13 protein-coding genes are annotated in these 14,918 nt (G+C 73.5%); 11 read left to right on the top strand and 2 right to left on the bottom strand.

Translation table 11 applies throughout. From position 1 onward, the window contains the following. Window positions 1-208: 208 nt before the first annotated feature. Together CXR04_RS14055 and CXR04_RS14050 are read right to left on the bottom strand one after the other, a co-directional pair. Window positions 209-1,525, bottom strand: a complete 1,317-nt coding sequence (locus CXR04_RS14055; RefSeq protein ID WP_101422403.1) for a sensor histidine kinase — start codon at window positions 1,523-1,525, stop codon at window positions 209-211. A gap of 137 nt (window positions 1,526-1,662) precedes the next feature. Then, window positions 1,663-2,871, bottom strand: a complete 1,209-nt coding sequence (locus CXR04_RS14050) for a sensor histidine kinase (RefSeq protein ID WP_101422401.1) — start codon at window positions 2,869-2,871, stop codon at window positions 1,663-1,665. 289 nt (window positions 2,872-3,160) lie between these two features. Between CXR04_RS14050 and CXR04_RS14045 the strand changes: the two genes are divergently transcribed. The 11 genes from CXR04_RS14045 to htpX all read left to right on the top strand — a co-directional run bounded on the left by CXR04_RS14045 (window position 3,161) and on the right by htpX (window position 14,668). Further along, the gene (locus tag CXR04_RS14045; protein ID WP_206337833.1) at window positions 3,161-3,553 is read left to right on the top strand and encodes an NADH-quinone oxidoreductase subunit A; all 393 of its coding nucleotides are present in this window, start codon (window positions 3,161-3,163) and stop codon (window positions 3,551-3,553) included. Then, window positions 3,544-4,155 carry an NADH-quinone oxidoreductase subunit B gene (locus CXR04_RS14040; RefSeq protein WP_101422397.1) on the top strand — a complete coding sequence of 204 codons (612 nt, stop codon included), beginning with the start codon at window positions 3,544-3,546 and terminating at the stop codon, window positions 4,153-4,155. The genes CXR04_RS14045 and CXR04_RS14040 overlap by 10 nt, the downstream gene beginning before the upstream one ends. Next, complete coding sequence (locus tag CXR04_RS14035; RefSeq protein ID WP_101422395.1) at window positions 4,152-5,648, top strand: NADH-quinone oxidoreductase subunit C; 1,497 nt, start codon at window positions 4,152-4,154, stop codon at window positions 5,646-5,648. The genes CXR04_RS14040 and CXR04_RS14035 overlap by 4 nt, the downstream gene beginning before the upstream one ends. Then, window positions 5,645-6,604, top strand: a complete 960-nt coding sequence (locus tag CXR04_RS14030) for a complex I subunit 1/NuoH family protein (protein ID WP_101422393.1) — start codon at window positions 5,645-5,647, stop codon at window positions 6,602-6,604. Before CXR04_RS14035 ends, CXR04_RS14030 begins: the two co-directional genes overlap by 4 nt. 44 nt (window positions 6,605-6,648) lie before the next feature. Further along, window positions 6,649-7,200 carry a 4Fe-4S binding protein gene (locus CXR04_RS14025; protein ID WP_101426362.1) on the top strand — a complete coding sequence of 184 codons (552 nt, stop codon included), beginning with the start codon at window positions 6,649-6,651 and terminating at the stop codon, window positions 7,198-7,200. Next, a complete protein-coding gene (locus tag CXR04_RS14020) occupies window positions 7,197-7,817 on the top strand; it encodes an NADH-quinone oxidoreductase subunit J family protein (protein ID WP_101422391.1) in 621 nt (206 codons plus the stop codon). Before CXR04_RS14025 ends, CXR04_RS14020 begins: the two co-directional genes overlap by 4 nt. Then, window positions 7,817-8,242: an NADH-quinone oxidoreductase subunit NuoK gene (gene nuoK / locus CXR04_RS14015; RefSeq protein WP_101422389.1), complete on the top strand. Its 426-nt coding sequence runs from the start codon at window positions 7,817-7,819 to the stop codon at window positions 8,240-8,242. Before CXR04_RS14020 ends, nuoK begins: the two co-directional genes overlap by 1 nt. Next, entirely contained in the window at window positions 8,239-10,275 is a 2,037-nt protein-coding gene (locus CXR04_RS14010; RefSeq protein ID WP_101422387.1) for an NADH-quinone oxidoreductase subunit 5 family protein, read from the top strand. The genes nuoK and CXR04_RS14010 overlap by 4 nt, the downstream gene beginning before the upstream one ends. 230 nt (window positions 10,276-10,505) lie before the next feature. Next, the gene (locus CXR04_RS14005) at window positions 10,506-12,071 is read left to right on the top strand and encodes a complex I subunit 4 family protein (protein WP_234380218.1); all 1,566 of its coding nucleotides are present in this window, start codon (window positions 10,506-10,508) and stop codon (window positions 12,069-12,071) included. Further along, entirely contained in the window at window positions 12,071-13,657 is a 1,587-nt protein-coding gene (locus tag CXR04_RS14000; RefSeq protein WP_101422385.1) for an NADH-quinone oxidoreductase subunit N, read from the top strand. Before CXR04_RS14005 ends, CXR04_RS14000 begins: the two co-directional genes overlap by 1 nt. Before the next feature lie 141 nt (window positions 13,658-13,798). Then, window positions 13,799-14,668 (top strand): zinc metalloprotease HtpX, encoded by an 870-nt coding sequence (htpX, locus tag CXR04_RS13995; protein ID WP_101422383.1) that lies wholly within the window; start codon window positions 13,799-13,801, stop codon window positions 14,666-14,668. Window positions 14,669-14,918 lie beyond the last annotated feature (250 nt).

The following is a 14,918-nucleotide window of genomic DNA, read 5'->3' as shown; positions in this document are numbered from 1 at the left end:
GCAGGTAAAGGGCGGAAAACGGCGGTGGTGCGGGGTGCGCGGGAGGCCCCGGCGGCGGGCCGGGCGCGGGCGCGCGGGGGTGCGTGGGACCGCGCGGGACTTCCGGGGCCGGGGGTGCGGGGCGGCAGCAGGCGTACGGGGACGGGGCCGGCCCGCGGGCCCGCCCCGTCCCCGTACGACCGCTCAGGCCGCGTGCCCGTAGAACCGCTCACGCCCGCCAGGGCAGCTCCGCCGTGACCACCGTCGGGCCGCCGGGCGGCGAGTCGACGACCAGCAGCCCGTCCACCGAGCCCAGCCGCTCCGTCAGCCCCGAGAGCCCCGAGCCCGCGTCCAGCCGCGCGCCGCCGTTGCCGTCGTCCGTCACCTGGATCATCAGCCGGCCTTCCGCGCGCCACAGGTCGACCATGGCCCGGCTGGCGCCGCTGTGCTTGCTGATGTTCTGCAGCAGCTCGGAGGTCGTGTAGTACGCGATGCCCTCGATCGACTGCGCCGGCCGCTCCAGCAGGTCCACCGTCACCGAGACGGGCACCGTGCAACGGGCGGCGACCGCCGACAGCGCCGGGCCGAGGCCCCGGTCGGTGAGGATCGCCGGGTGGATGCCGCGGGCCAGGTCCCGCAGCTCCTGGAGCGCGAGCTTCACCTCGCCGTGCGCCTCGTCGACCATCTCGGCGGCGGCCTCGGGGTCCTCCAGCAGCTTCTCCTTCGCCAGGCCGAGGTCCATCGCCAGGGCCACCAGCCGGGCCTGTGCGCCGTCGTGCAGGTCGCGCTCGATGCGTCGCAGGTCCGCCGCCGCCGTGTCCACCACGACCCCGCGGTCCGTCTCCAGCTCATGCACGCGGGTCGCCAGCTTCGACGGGCCCAGCAGCCCGACGACCATCGCCCGGTCCACGTACGACAGGCTGCGCACCACCCACGGCGAGGCCAGCAGGAACACCGCGCCGACGCCGACCGCGAAGAGCTGCTCCAGCGGCGAGTCCAGGTACCAGCCGTCGCCGTCGGCGTTCCCGTACACCTGGAGCCCGTCCTGGCCCCAGTGCGCCGGGAAGACCCACTGCCACAGCGGGTACGTGACCATGGACCAGCTCCAGAACATCACGGCCACCGAGATGCTGAAGGAGCACACCGCCCAGCACATGTGCAGCAGCCCGTAGAGCATCGTCCGCCACGACTCGCCGCTGCGGAACAGCGACCCGACCCAGCCCATGAACCCGGTGGCCCGCCGGCGCAGCGGCTCCGGGTCCTCGACGTCCAGGCCCAGCAGCATCCGGGCGCGGGTCCGCTCGAAGTAGCCCATGCCGCGGCAGCCGGCCAGCATCGCGGCGAGCACCGGGATGCCCAGGAACGTGATCAGCAGGCCGAGGCCGAGGGTCAGCATCGTGATCGTGTAGACGAAGAACACGATCGACACCGGCAGGCTGAGCAGGTGGTAGAGGAACTCGCGCCAGGTGCGTGCCTCGAAGGGGGCGCGCAGGGCGAGGGGAAGCCGCGGGCGGCGGGCCTCGGGTGCGTACGCGGTGCTGTCCATCGTCGGAAGTCCTTCTGCCGGAGCGCTGGTGACGGGTCTGTCGAGCTTGTGCCTCCAGCCTCCCCGGCGGGGGCGGCGCGGGCCATGGAGCAGGTCGGTCTGTCGGTACGGGGGAAAACCCCACCCCCGGCGGGGGGCTACGCGCGCGCCTGCGCCTCGGACTCGCGGTTGCGCCAGGGGAGTTCGGCGGTGACGACCGTGGGACCGCCCTGCGGCGACTCCACGGCCAGCAGCCCGTCCACCGAGCCCAGCCGATCCGTCAGCCCGGACAGCCCCGTGCCGCCGTCCAGCCGGGCGCCGCCCTTCCCGTCGTCGGTGACCTGCACCATGATGCGCCCCTCCGCCCGCCACACGTCGGCGCTCGCGGTCTTCGCGCCGCTGTGCTTGCTGATGTTCTGGAGCAGCTCGGAGACCGTGTAGTACGCGATGCCCTCGATGGCCTGCGCGGGGCGGTCCTTGAGGTCGACGGTCACCGAGACGGGCACCGTGCAGCGGGCGGCGACGGCCGACAGCGCCGGGCCGAGGCCCCGGTCGGTGAGGATCGCCGGGTGGATGCCGCGGGCCAGATCCCGCAGCTCCTCCAGGGCGAGCTTCACCTCGCCGTGCGCCTCGCCGACCATCTCGGCGGCGGCCTCGGGGTCCTCCAGCAGCTTCTCTTTCGCCAGGCCAAGACCCATGGCCAGGGCCACCAGCCGGGCCTGTGCGCCGTCGTGCAGGTCGCGCTCGATGCGCCGCAGGTCCGCGGCGGCCGTGTCGACCACGACGCCGCGGTTCTCCTCCAGCTCCCTGATGCGCCGCTCCAGCGGGTCGGAAGGACCGAGCAGCCCGCGCACCATCGCCCGGTCGACCTCGGTCAGACCGCGCGACAGCCAGGGCAGCAGCGGCCACAGCACGAACAGGGAGACGCACATGAGGGCGAAGGTGAAGATCCCCCACGGCAGCCGCATCATGCTGTACAGCGTCGTCCGCCAGCCCACCGGGTCCTTCAGCGTCGCCCACAGCCACGGCAGGAAGCCGCCGTACGTGCTGCGCCGGATCGGCGTCGGCTCCTCGACGTACACGCCGAGCAGCGCCCGCGCCCGCGCGCGCTCCCAGGAGCCGAGCATGCGGGCGCCGGCGAGGCCGGCGGCCAGCATCGGCAGCCCGATGACGGTGATCGACAGCGCGGCGCCGGGCAGCAGCCAGAAGGAGACGTAGACGAAGCCGAAGAGCGCCATCGGGAGGTTCACGAGCAGGTGCACGACCTCCAGCCAGGTCGTGCCGCTGAGCGGCGGGCGCGGTGGGGGCAGCGGCTTGTCGCCGCTCGGCTTGGCCGGCGGCTCCGCACCCGGGCGGCTGTGACTCATCCTCCCAGGGTGCCGCGCCGGGGCGCGGGGGCGCCATGGGGGGTGTACCGCGGAACGTACGGGGGTTAACCCCACCCTTTACGGAGGAGTCTCCGCTTCGCCCTCTACATCGGCCTGTGGCGGGCGCGGGCGCGGTCCGTACCGTCGGCGGCTCGCAGGAACTGGCGCACACGATGGCCACAGCGCCCGGGGCAGGGCCTACACTCCTTGCCCGTAAAGGTCGATGTCCTGACCGAATGCGCACGGTCAGCCAGCCACAGCAGTCAGGAGCGGAGCGGACGTGCCGGACATGCTCGCCGCCGACGCCCTCGCCGCCGGGTACTTCGACGGCTACGGGGTGGTCGGCCTCGTCGCCGTGCTGGGCCTGCTCTTCGTCGGCGTCGCCTTCGGCGGCGCCCGGCTGCTGCGGCCCGCGGTGCCGACGCCGGAGAAGCTGCTGACGTACGAGTGCGGGGTGGACCCGGTCGGGGAGGGCTGGGCGCACACGCAGGTCCGCTACTACGTGTACGCCTTCCTGTACGTGATCTTCGCGGTCGACGTCATCTTCCTCTTCCCCTGGGCGACGGTCTTCGCGGCGCCGGGGTACGGGGCGGTGACGCTCGTGGAGATGTTCATCTTCCTCGGCTTCCTCGCCGTGGGCCTGCTGTACGCCTGGAAGAAGGGCGTCCTGGAATGGACGTGAACCCCGCCGCCACCCCACCCCCTGCCGCTGCCCCCGCCGCGCCCGCCCCCGTGCAGAGTGTGGGCGTGCTCCAGCGGCTGGCGCCCCAGCCGATGAAGGTCGTGCTCAACTGGGGCCGCCGCTACAGCCTGTGGGTCTTCAACTTCGGCCTCGCCTGCTGCGCGATCGAGTTCATCGCCGCGTCGATGGCCCGGCACGACTTCATCCGCCTCGGCGTCATCCCGTTCGCCCCCGGCCCGCGGCAGGCGGACCTGATGGTGGTGTCCGGCACGGTGACGGACAAGATGGCGCCGTCGGTGAAGCGGCTGTACGAGCAGATGCCGGAGCCGAAGTACGTGATCTCCTTCGGCGCGTGCTCCAACTGCGGCGGGCCGTACTGGGACTCGTACGCGGTGACGAAGGGCGTGGACCAGATCATCCCGGTGGACGTGTACGTGCCCGGCTGCCCGCCGCGGCCGGAGGCGCTGCTGCAGGGGATCCTGAAGCTCCAGGAGAAGATCGCGCGGGAGTCGCTGGCGGAGCGGTACGGGAAATCGTCGTCCGGGGCGCCGGTGGGGGCGCTGACGAGCGGGCTGGTGAAGCCGCCGGAGGACGCCGGATGACGGAGCAGGGGGAGGGCTGGCTCCCACGGCCGGCTACGGAACTGTTCGGCCCGGAGGCGGTGGCGAAGGAGGCGTACGGCCTCCTGACGGTGGACGTACCGGCGGCCGCCTGGACCGTGGCGCTGCGGACGGCGCGCGACGAGCTGGGCTGCACGTTCTTCGACTGGCTCACCGCCGTCGACGAACCGGCCGAGGGCTTCCGCGTCGCCGCCCACGTCGTCGCGGTCGGCACCCCGCCGCGCCGGCTGCTGCTCCGCACGACGGTGCCGCACGAGGCCCCGGCGCTGGCGACGGCGACGGGCGTGTACGCGGGGGCGGCGTGGCACGAGCGGGAGACGCACGAGATGTTCGGCGTCGACTTCCCCGGCCACCCGCACCTGGTGCGGCTGCTGCTGCCGGAGGAGTTCGAGGGCCACCCGCTGCGGAAGGACTTCGTCCTGGCGGCGCGGGTGGCGAAGGCGTGGCCGGGCGCGAAGGAGCCGGGCGAGTCCCACGCGGGCGGCCCGAAGCGGCGCCAGATGCAGCCCCCGGGCGTCCCGGACCCCAACGACTGGGGCCCCCAGAAAGGCACCCTGCCCCCACCCCCCACCCGCCCCACCCGCCGCGCCCGCGCAACGTCCGCCGAAGCCGGTAGCGACCGCCCGGCCCGCGACGCCCGGCGGACGCGCTCGGTGAGCGGAGGTTCTGCCTCGCAGCGGGCGGCCGAGGAGGCTCCGGGCGAAACGCACGACGGCGAGGACGCTGTCGGTAGCCCGCCTGCCGAAGACACGACGGGCGACGCCGCGGGCGACGAGTCCGGGGAGACCTCGGCGGCCGCGGGCGCGGCGCCCGGCGAAGCCGGTGGCGCCCGCCCGCCACGCGGCGCGCGGCGCACACGCTCGGCGGGCGGGGGCTCGGCGTCGCAGCGGGCGGCTGACGAGGATTCCGCGTCCCGGCCGGGTGGGACGGACGACGGCGAGGACGCCGGGGGACCGGCGCCTGCCGACGGCACGACGACCGGTCCCGCGGGGGCGGCACCCGGCGAAGCCGGTGCCGGGCACCCGCCGCGCGGTGCGCGGCGCGCGCGTTCCGCGAGTGAGGGGTCGGCCTCGCAGCGGCCCGCCGGCGGCGGGCCCGCCGCAGCGGGCCGGGAGCCGCGCTCCCGTACCCGTACGCCCGATGCCCCCTGGCAACGCCCCCAACCCGACGACGAGTCCACCCCGCCCCCCAAGCCCGCCGCAGGCGAAGGCACTCCATCCGCCGGGCCCACCGCAGGTGCACCGGCCCCGGGCACGCCGCCCGCCTCCGGCGGGTCCGGCTCACCCGAGTCCGCCGCCGGCGGCACCCCCTCCGCCGGGCTGACCGCAGGCGACCCCGACCCGTCGCCCGACCCCGCCGCCGGCCGGCCCGAGGCGCCCGAGTCCGCCGCAGCCGAAGACACCCCGCCCGCCAGGCCCGCCGCAGGCGAAGCCTCCTCCGCCCCCGAGGGCGGCGAAGGTGGTGACCGCCCGTGAACGACGTGGTCGCGACCCTGCTCACACTCCTCGGCGTGCTCCTCGTCTTTCTGCTCTTTCCGCTCGTCGTCGGGCAGACCGAGCACAAAGTCATGGCCCACATGCAAGGCCGCGTAGGCCCCATGTACGCCGGCGGTTTCCACGGCTGGGCGCAACTCGTCGCCGACGGGCTCAAGTTCGTACAGAAAGAAGACGTCGTCCCCGCCGGTGCCGACCGCCGCGTCTTCCAGCTCGCCCCCGCCGTCGCCCTCCTGCCCTACCTCGTCGTCCTCGTCGCCATCCCCTTCCACCCCGACGGCGGCGTGGGCGAGGCACTGGACGCCGGCATCTTCTTCGTGCTGGCCGTCATGGGCGTCGGTGTCCTCGGGTCCCTCATGGGCGGCTGGGCGTCCGCCAACAAGTACTCCCTCCTCGGCGGCCTGCGCACCGCCGCGCAGCTTCTCGCCTACGAGCTGCCCATGCTGCTCGCCGCCGCCTCCGTCGCCATGGCCGCCGGGACGGTCTCGCTCGTCGGGATCGTCGACGGGTTCGAGTGGTGGTGGCTGCCGTGGCAGCTCGTCGGCGGCTTCGTGTTCTTCACCGCCGGGCTCGCCGAGCTGCAACGCCCGCCGTTCGACGCCCCCGTCGCCGACTCGGAGATCATCTTCGGCGCGTACACCGAGTACTCCGGGCTGCGCTTCGCACTGTTCCTGCTCGCCGAGTACGCCGGCATCGTCGTCCTCAGCGCGCTGACCGCCGTGCTCTTCCTCGGCGGCTGGCACGGCCCGTACGCCGACGGGCTCGGCTGGCTCTGGACACTGCTGAAGACCGGGATCCTCGCCTTCGCCGTGATCTGGCTGCGCGTCACGTACCCGAGGCTGCGCGAGGACCAGATCCAGCGCTTCGCCTGGACGACCCTCATCCCGCTCGCCCTCGCGCAGATCGCGCTGACCGGCATCGTGAAGGTGGTGATCTGACGGTGAAGGGGCTCGCCAAGGGGCTCGCGGTCACGCTGCGTACGATGACGCGGCGCTCGCACACCGCGCACTACCCGGACACCCTGCCCGCGCTGCCGCCGCGCAGCCGCGGCGTCATCGCGCTGTTCGAGGAGAACTGCACGGTCTGCATGCTCTGCGCCCGCGAGTGCCCGGACTGGTGCATCTACATCGACTCGCACAAGGAGACCGTGCCGCCCGCCGCCCCCGGCGGGCGCGAGCGCAGCCGCAACGTGCTCGACCGTTTCGCGATCGACTTCGCGCTGTGCATGTACTGCGGGATCTGCATCGAAGTCTGCCCGTTCGACGCGCTTTTCTGGTCGCCGGAGTTCGAGTACGCGGAGACCGACATCCACGAGCTGACCCACGAGCGCGACCGGCTGCGCGACTGGATGTGGACGGTGCCGATCCCGCCCGCGCCGGACCCGGCGGGGGAGGAGCCGAAGGAACTGGGCGCGGCGCGTAAGGCGGCGGACAAAGCGGGGGCAGCAGAGGCGGCAGCAGCCGCGGAGAAGACAGCGGCCCCGCGGGTACGGGACGCGGGGGAGCCCCCGGCCGGGGAGGGCGACGACGCATGACCCTCGCCGCCGAGACCCACGGCTTCCTGTCGCCCACCGGCGTCGAGCTCGTCTTCCTCCTCACCGGCCTGGTGACCCTCGGCGCCGCCGTGATCACCGTGACCACCCGGCAGTTGGTGCACGCCGCGCTGTGGCTGGTGGTCGCGCTCGGCGGGCTGGCGGTCGAGTACCTGCTGCTGACGGCCGAGTTCGTCGCCTGGGTGCAGGTGCTGATCTACGTCGGCTCCGTGGTCGTGCTGCTGCTCTTCGGGCTGATGCTGACCCGCGCGCCCATAGGCCGCTCGCCGGACGCCGACTCGGGCAACCGGTGGGTGGCGCTGGGCGTGGCGGGGGCGGCGGCGGTGCTGCTGGTGACGCTGGTGGTGGACGCGTTCCGTACGCAGTGGATCGGCCTGGACGAGCCCGAGGGCACCACCGACCTGCTGGGGGCCAGTGTCTTCCGGCACTGGGTGCTGCCGTTCGAGGCGCTGTCGGTGCTGCTGCTGGCGGCGCTTGTGGGGGCGATCGTGCTGTCCCGCAAGGACGGCGGGTCCGCGGACGAGGACGCCGCCGAGAGCACCGAGGCAACCGAGGCAACCGAGGGCGCCGGGGCCGCCGACGACGGCGGGGAGGGCTGATGCATCTCGCGTATCCGGCGGTGCTGGCGGTGCTGCTGTTCTGCGTCGGCCTCTACGGCGTGCTGGCGCGGCGCAACGCCATCCTGGTGCTGATGTCCGTCGAGCTGATGCTCAACGCCGTCAACCTCAACCTCGTCGCCTTCGACGTCTGGCTGCGCGACACCCTGCGCGCCGGGCAGTCGTTCACGCTGTTCATCATCGCGGTGGCCGCGGCCGAGATCGGCATCGGGCTGGCCATCGTGCTGATGGTGTACCGCAACCGGGGCACCTCCGCCGTCGACCGCCTGCGCGATCTCGCCGACACGGACGCGGGCGGGGGTGGCACCGGCGACGCCACGAAGGACTCGGCGGGAGACACCGCACAAGGCGCCCCCGCCGGCGGCGAGTCCGGGGCCGCGTCGAAGAAGGCCGAGGCCACCGCGTGACCACCACCACCCTCGCCGCACTCGTCCCCCTGCTGCCCTTCCTCGGCGCCGTCGCCGGCCTGCTCCTCGGCCGCCGCTCCCCGGGCTTGGTGCAGCCGCTGGCCGTGCTGCCGACCGTGACCGCCGCCGTGCTCGCCGCCCTCGTCGCGGCGCGCCAGGGCGGCGACGAGCCGGTGACCGCCGCCACCGAGCTGACCCCGACCGGCTCCGTACCGATCGACCTGGCGCTGCACCTCGACGGCATGGCGGTGCTCGTCGCCGTGCTCGTCGGCGTCGTCGCCTCGTGCGTGCAGATCTACTCCACCGGCTATCTGCGCGACGACCCGCGCTACCCCTCGTACGCCGCCCTCGTCTCCCTCTTCACCGCCGCGATGTTCCTCGTCGTCTACTCCGGCGACCTGATGGTGCTGCTGGTCGGCTGGGAGATCATGGGCATCTGCTCGTACTTCCTCGTCGGCCACTACTGGGACACGGAGGTCGCGCGCGCCGCCTCGCTCAAGGCGTTCCTGGTCACCAAGCTGGGCGACGTCCCCTTCCTCATCGGCATCTTCGCGCTCGCGTCCGAGGCCGGTACGTTCCGGATCAGCGGCATCCTGAACGCCGCCGGCTCCGGTGACGGTCTCGCACACCCCACGCTCATCGCGCTGCTGCTGCTCGCCGGGGTCGCGGGCAAGTCCGCGCAGTTCCCGCTGCACACCTGGCTGCCCGACGCGATGGCGGGGCCCACGCCCGTCTCCGCGCTGATCCACGCGGCGACGATGGTCGCGGCCGGCGTGTACGTCGTCGCCCGGCTGCTGCCCGTCTTCGCCGCCTCGGCCGCCGCGCTGGTGGTGCTGGCGGTCATGGCCGCGGTCACGATGGTCGGCTCGGCGCTCGCCGCGCTCGCGCAGGACGACATCAAACGCGTGCTCGCGTACTCGACCGTCGGGCAACTCGGCTACATGACCGGCGCGCTGGCCGCGGGCTCCCGGGACGCCGCCGTCTTCCACCTCCTCTCGCACGGCGCCTTCAAGGCGCTGCTCTTCCTCGCCGCCGGCGTCGTCATCCACGCCGCCGGCACCAACTCGCTGGCAGCGATGGCCCGGATGGGCGGCCTGCGCCACCGCGTACCGGACGCCTACTGGACCATGACCGCCGCCCTCCTCGCCCTCGCCGCCATCCCGCCCTTCGCCGGCTTCTTCTCCAAGGAAGCCGTCCTCGGTGCCGCGGAGCACGCCGCGACGGGCGACGCGGAGGGCATCCCCGCCGCCGCTGCCTGGACCGTGCTGGTCGCCGGGCTCGCCGCCGCGCTGCTCACCGCCGCGTACGCCGCCCGGCTGTGGCTGCTCGCCTTCCACGGCCGCGGCGAAACCGCCCCCGACCACGGCCGCCAGCCGGTCGTGATGAACGCCGTGCTGTGGCTGCTGTTCCTGCCCACCCTCGCGTTCGGGCTGAGCGTCTGGACGCTGCCGGACTGGCTCGGCGACCACTCCCTCACGCCGACGCTCGCCACCGCCGTCCTCGGTACGGGGCTGGCGCTCGTCGGCATGATGGCGACGTACGCGGCGTGGAAGCAGACCGCCGGGCTCGCCGCCCGCATCCCCGCCGGCGCCGTCGCCGCCCACCCCGACGCCGAGCCGGCCCTCACCGAGGTGGAGGCGGAGGCCACGCACGAGGCGGTGTACGGCAGCCCGTCGGACGAGGGCAGCGCCGCGTCCGGCGCCGCCCCCGACGGCACCTCCACGGACCCCGGCCGCATACTGCTCGGCCCCGCCCTCTACCGGCACGCCGCCCGCGGCTTCCACGTCGACGCCCTGTACGCCGCGCTCTTCGTCCGCCCGGTACAGGCCGCGGCCCGGCTGGTCCGCTTCCTGGACCGGGAGGTCGTCGAGACGTACGTACGCGGCGCGGGCACCGCGCCCCGGCTGCTCGGCGCCGCGGTCCGCCGCGCGCAGACCGGCAACGTGCAGAGCTACCTCAGCGCGCTGCTCGGCGGCGCACTCGTCCTGGCCGTCGCGGTCGTCGTCGCCACCACGTCGGTCACGGGAGGCTGACGCCGCATGGACACCGGCACCCCCGGGCACCGGCCCGGCACCAGCCCGCCCGAGCACCGCGCCGGCACCCGTCCGGCCCCGTACCGCCCCGGCACTCGTCCCGCCGCGCGCCGCCCGGCAGCCCCGACGCCCGCCCGCGGTACGCCCGTTCGCGGCCCGGGCAGCCGCCCGGCCCGCCGTAGCCGCCCCACGCCCCGGCCGTCCTCCGAAGCCGCGGAGGTCACCCGCGTATGAGCCACACCGCGATGCAGCTAGTCCTCGCCGCCATCGTCGTCCTCCCCCTTCTCGGCGCCCTGGCCGCCCTGTTCCCCGCACCGCCCGGCCTGAAGGGCAAGAGCCCCGACCAGGCCGTGCTGCGCCACGGCGTCACCGTCACCGGCGCCGTGTTCGTCCTGTCCGTCGTCCTGGCCGCCGGCTTCGACTACGACGACGCCGGCACCATGCAGGCCGACTCCGACGTCAGTTGGATCCCCGCCCTCGGGATCCGGCTGCACCTCGGCGTCGACGGCGTCTCGCTCCCCCTCCTCGTCCTCACCGCGCTGCTCACCTTCCTCTGCGCGGTCTACGGCTACTTCGTCATGCCCGCCGGGCCGTCACCCCGGGCGTTCGTCGCGCTGCTGCTCGTCCTCGAAGGCGGCATGCTCGCCACCTTCGCCGTCCTCAACCTGCTGCTCTTCTTCCTGGCGTTCGAGATGGTGCTCATCCCGATGTACTTCCTCATCGCCCGCTGGGGCGGCGCCGGACGGACCGCCGCCGCCTGGAAGTTCATCCTCTACACGCTGCTCGGCTCGGTCGTGATGCTCCTCGGCCTCCTCCTCGTCGGGTTCCAGGGCGGCACTTTCGACATGGTGGCACTCGCCACTGACAACGGCGCCGAGCTCACCCACACCACGCAGCTCATCGCGGTCCTGGCCATCGGCGCCGGCCTGGCTGTGAAGACCCCGATGTGGCCGCTGCACAGTTGGCTCCCCGACGCCCACACCGCCGCCCCCACCGTCGGCTCCGTGCTCCTCGCCGGCGTGCTGCTGAAGATGGGCACGTACGGGTTCGTGCGCGTCCTGCTGCCCATCGCCCCCGACGGCATGGAGACGTACGCGCCCTACCTCGCCGCCTTCGGCGTCACCGGCATCCTCTACGGCTCCCTCGCCTGCCTCGCCCTCGCCAGGACCGGGGCCCGCGGCGACCTCAAGCGGCTCATCGCGTACTCCTCCGTGGGCCACATGGGCTTCGTGCTCCTCGGCATCTCCACGCTGACCCCCACCGGCGTCAACGGCGCGCTCTTCGCGAACATCGCCCACGGCCTCATCACCGGCCTCCTCTTCTTCCTCGTCGGCGCCCTCAAGGAACGCACCGGCACCACCGACCTCGACGCCCTCGCCGGCCGTACCGGCGCCGCCCTCTACGGCAGCGCCCCGCGGCTGGGCGCGCTGCTCGTCTTCGGCGCCGTCGCGTCGCTGGGGCTGCCGGGGCTCGCGGGGTTCTGGGGCGAGATGCTGGCGATGTTCGCCGCGTACGACCCGGCCGCCGGGCTCCCGCGGCCGGCGTACCTGGTCTTCATGGCCGTCGCGGGCTTCGGCACCCTGCTCACCGCCGCGTACCTCCTGGTCGTCGTCCGCCGCGTCTGCATGGGCGACAGGACGCCGGGGGAGCGGCCGGCCTTCGGGGACGTACGCCGGTACGAGATCGCCGCCTGGAGCCCGCTCGTCACGCTCACCGTCCTCGCCGGCCTCTGGCCCGCCGCCCTCCTCGGCCTGACCGACCCGGCCGTGCAGAAGCTCCTCGCGGGAGGAAGCTGATGACGTACGCACACGCCGCCGCAGGCCCGTCCGGCGCACTCCCGGCAGGCGGGACCGCGGACACGGTCCTCGCCGGGTCCGTCGTGCAGTCCGTCGACTGGCTCGCCGTCGCGCCGCCCACGATCGTCGCCGTGGCCGCCGTCGCGCTGCTGGTCGCCGACCTCTTCGTACCCGAGCGTGCCAAGCACCTCCTCGGCTGGGGCGCGGTCGCCGCGCTCGCGGTCTCCCTGCTCGCGCTCCTGCCGCTCCTCGACGGCGACCGCAGCACCTTCTGTCTCACCGACGATCCGAACGTCTGCAGCTACACCGCCGACCGCTTCGCGCTCGTCGTGCAGCTCCTGGTGCTCGCGGGCGCGCTGCTCGCCGCGCTGCTGTCCGTGCACGACGTGCGGGCGACGAAGCTGCCCGCGGGGGAGTTCTGGTTCCTGCTGCTGGCCTCGGCCGCGGGCGCGGCGCTGCTGCCCGCCGCGCGCGACCTCGCCACGCTCGTGATCGCCCTGGAGGTCGCCTCGCTGCCGGCGTTCGCGCTGGTCGGCCTGCGCCGCGGGGACCGGCTGTCGTCCGAGGCGGCGCTGAAGTTCTTCCTCTCCTCCGTCACCGCGACCGCCGTCATGCTCCTCGGCATCAGCTTCGTCTACGCCGCCGGGGGCAGCCTGCACCTGGCGCGGCTGGCCGACGGGCTCGCGACGGCGCCGGAGCGACTGGAGACGCTGGCGGCGGCGGGGGTGGTGCTGACGCTGGTCGGGTTCGCCTTCAAGACGGCGGCGGTGCCGTTCCACTTCTGGGTGCCCGACACGTACGTGGGCGCGCCGATCCCGGTCGCCGCGTATCTGTCCGTCGTCGGCAAGGCGGTGGGCTTCAGCGGGCTGATCCTCGTCACCGTGCTGGCCTTTCCGGCGTACGACGAGGTGTGGGGCCCGGCGATCGCGGTCCTGGCGGCGCTGACGATGACCGCGGGCAACGTCGCCGCCCTGCGCCAGCGCGTCGACGCCCCGCACAGCGCGGTCCGGCTGCTGGCCTGGTCGTCGGTGGCGCAGGCGGGCTATCTGCTGGTCCCGATCGCCGCCGCGGCCTATGCCGACGAGCCGGAGCGCGCGGTGGGCGCCACGCTCTCGTACGCCCTGATGTACGGGGTGGTGAACCTCGGCGCCTTCGCGGTGGTCGCCGCGGTGGCCGCGAAGGGCGGCCGGGGCGGCCGGATCACCGACTACCGGGGCCTGGCGGCGACGCGACTGCCGGTCGCGCTGGCGCTGGCATTCTTCCTGATCAACCTCGCCGGTCTGCCGCCGGGGATCATCGGCCTCTTCGCGAAGGTGACCGTCCTGGGCGCCGCGGTGGACGCGGGGCTGGGGTGGCTGGCGGTGGTCATGGCGGCGAACGTGGTCGTGGGGTTGTACTACTACCTCCAGTGGACGGCGCTGCTGTTCCGCCCGGCGCCCGCGGCTCCGGACGGCGGTACCGCCCCGGTCCGTACCACCCTGACCGCCCCGCTGCGCGGCGCCATCGGTCTGACGGCGGCGCTCGGCGTCGCGCTCTCGGGCGCACCGCAGCTCGTACTCCGCTTTGCGGGCGAAGCCCTGCTGTAACGCCGCCTCACCCGTGCGGCGCCCGGGGGAATCTGCGCTGACCAGGGAACTTACCCGGTGACCCGGGCGTTCAGTGCGTGGGAGGGGTCCACTGGAAGGAGACGGCCGACACTTGCGGCGGCAGGCTTTGGAGGGCACACCGTGCACCGGTCGAACAACGGGCTGAAGACAGCCGCGCTCCTGGGCGGCATGTCAGCGCTGATCTTGCTCATCGGCAGCATCTTCGGCCGTACGGGCTTGATCATCGCGCTCGTCGTGGCCATCGGCACCAACGCGTACGCGTACTGGAACAGCGACAAGCTGGCCCTGCGCGCGATGCGCGCCCGCCCGGTCAGCGAGATCGAGGCGCCGAACCTGTACCGCATCGTGCGCGAGCTCTCCAACGAGGCCCGCCAGCCGATGCCCCGGCTCTACATCTCGCCCACCCAGGCCCCGAACGCCTTCGCCACCGGCCGCGACCCGCGCAACGCGGCGGTCTGCGTCACCGAGGGCATCCTGCAGATCCTCGACGAGCGCGAGCTGCGGGGGGTCCTGGGGCACGAGCTGATGCACGTCTACAACCGGGACATCCTCATCTCGTCGATCGCGGGCGCGCTCGCGTCGGTGGTGATGTTCCTCGTGAACTTCGCCTGGCTGATCCCGAGCGGCGACCGCAACGGCAACGGCCCCGGCCCGTTCGGCATGCTCCTGGTGCTCTTCCTGGGTCCGGTGGCGGCGAGCATCATCAGGCTCGCCGTCAGCCGCTCCCGCGAGTACGAGGCCGACCAGACGGGCTCCCAGCTCACCGGCGACCCGCTGGCCCTGGCGAGCGCCCTGCGGAAGCTCGAAGCGGGCACGAAGCAGCTCCCGCTGCCGCCGGAGCCGCGGATCGAGACGGCGAGCCACATGATGATCGCGAACCCGTTCCGGCGGGGGTCGGGCAACATGTCGCGGCTGTTCTCGACGCACCCGCCGATGGCGGAACGTATCGCCAGGCTGGAGCGCATGGCGGGCAGGGACCTGGGCCACTGACGGGCGGCTGGGATACGGTAGGACCCATGTCAGGTGCTTCTGGAGCCGGCTGCGCCGGTGTGACGAGGACGTCCCGCTAGCGGCGGGACGTACGTCACTTTTACGCCGCATATAGACGCGTATTCGCGTCTATATGCGGGCCCCCGTGGACAAACTCGTACAGTTCCGTCGCTTCGTGATCGATCGACCGGAGCGGCCTCTTTGTGCTGCCCGGAACTCGTCTTCCGAGCAACGGAGCTTCCAGGTGTTC

Origin of the sequence: Streptomyces sp. CMB-StM0423, from assembly GCF_002847285.1 — a bacterium.
Lineage (GTDB): Bacteria > Actinomycetota > Actinomycetes > Streptomycetales > Streptomycetaceae > Streptomyces.
Note: the sequence above shows the minus strand (reverse complement) of the source record. Positions and strands in the feature narration are given on the sequence as shown.

What these genes read in the sequence shown, in the direction of transcription:
- CXR04_RS14055 (WP_101422403.1), bottom strand. Translation starts at nt 1,525, where the DNA reads ATGGACAGCACCGCGTACGCACCCGAGGCCCGCCGCCCGCGGCTTCCC.
- CXR04_RS14050 (WP_101422401.1), bottom strand. Translation starts at nt 2,871, where the DNA reads ATGAGTCACAGCCGCCCGGGTGCGGAGCCGCCGGCCAAGCCGAGCGGC.
- CXR04_RS14045 (WP_206337833.1), top strand. Translation starts at nt 3,161, where the DNA reads ATGCTCGCCGCCGACGCCCTCGCCGCCGGGTACTTCGACGGCTACGGG.
- CXR04_RS14040 (WP_101422397.1), top strand. Translation starts at nt 3,544, where the DNA reads ATGGACGTGAACCCCGCCGCCACCCCACCCCCTGCCGCTGCCCCCGCC.
- CXR04_RS14035 (WP_101422395.1), top strand. Translation starts at nt 4,152, where the DNA reads ATGACGGAGCAGGGGGAGGGCTGGCTCCCACGGCCGGCTACGGAACTG.
- CXR04_RS14025 (WP_101426362.1), top strand. Translation starts at nt 6,649, where the DNA reads ATGACGCGGCGCTCGCACACCGCGCACTACCCGGACACCCTGCCCGCG.
- CXR04_RS14020 (WP_101422391.1), top strand. Translation starts at nt 7,197, where the DNA reads ATGACCCTCGCCGCCGAGACCCACGGCTTCCTGTCGCCCACCGGCGTC.
- nuoK (WP_101422389.1), top strand. Translation starts at nt 7,817, where the DNA reads ATGCATCTCGCGTATCCGGCGGTGCTGGCGGTGCTGCTGTTCTGCGTC.
- CXR04_RS14005 (WP_234380218.1), top strand. Translation starts at nt 10,506, where the DNA reads ATGAGCCACACCGCGATGCAGCTAGTCCTCGCCGCCATCGTCGTCCTC.
- CXR04_RS14000 (WP_101422385.1), top strand. Translation starts at nt 12,071, where the DNA reads ATGACGTACGCACACGCCGCCGCAGGCCCGTCCGGCGCACTCCCGGCA.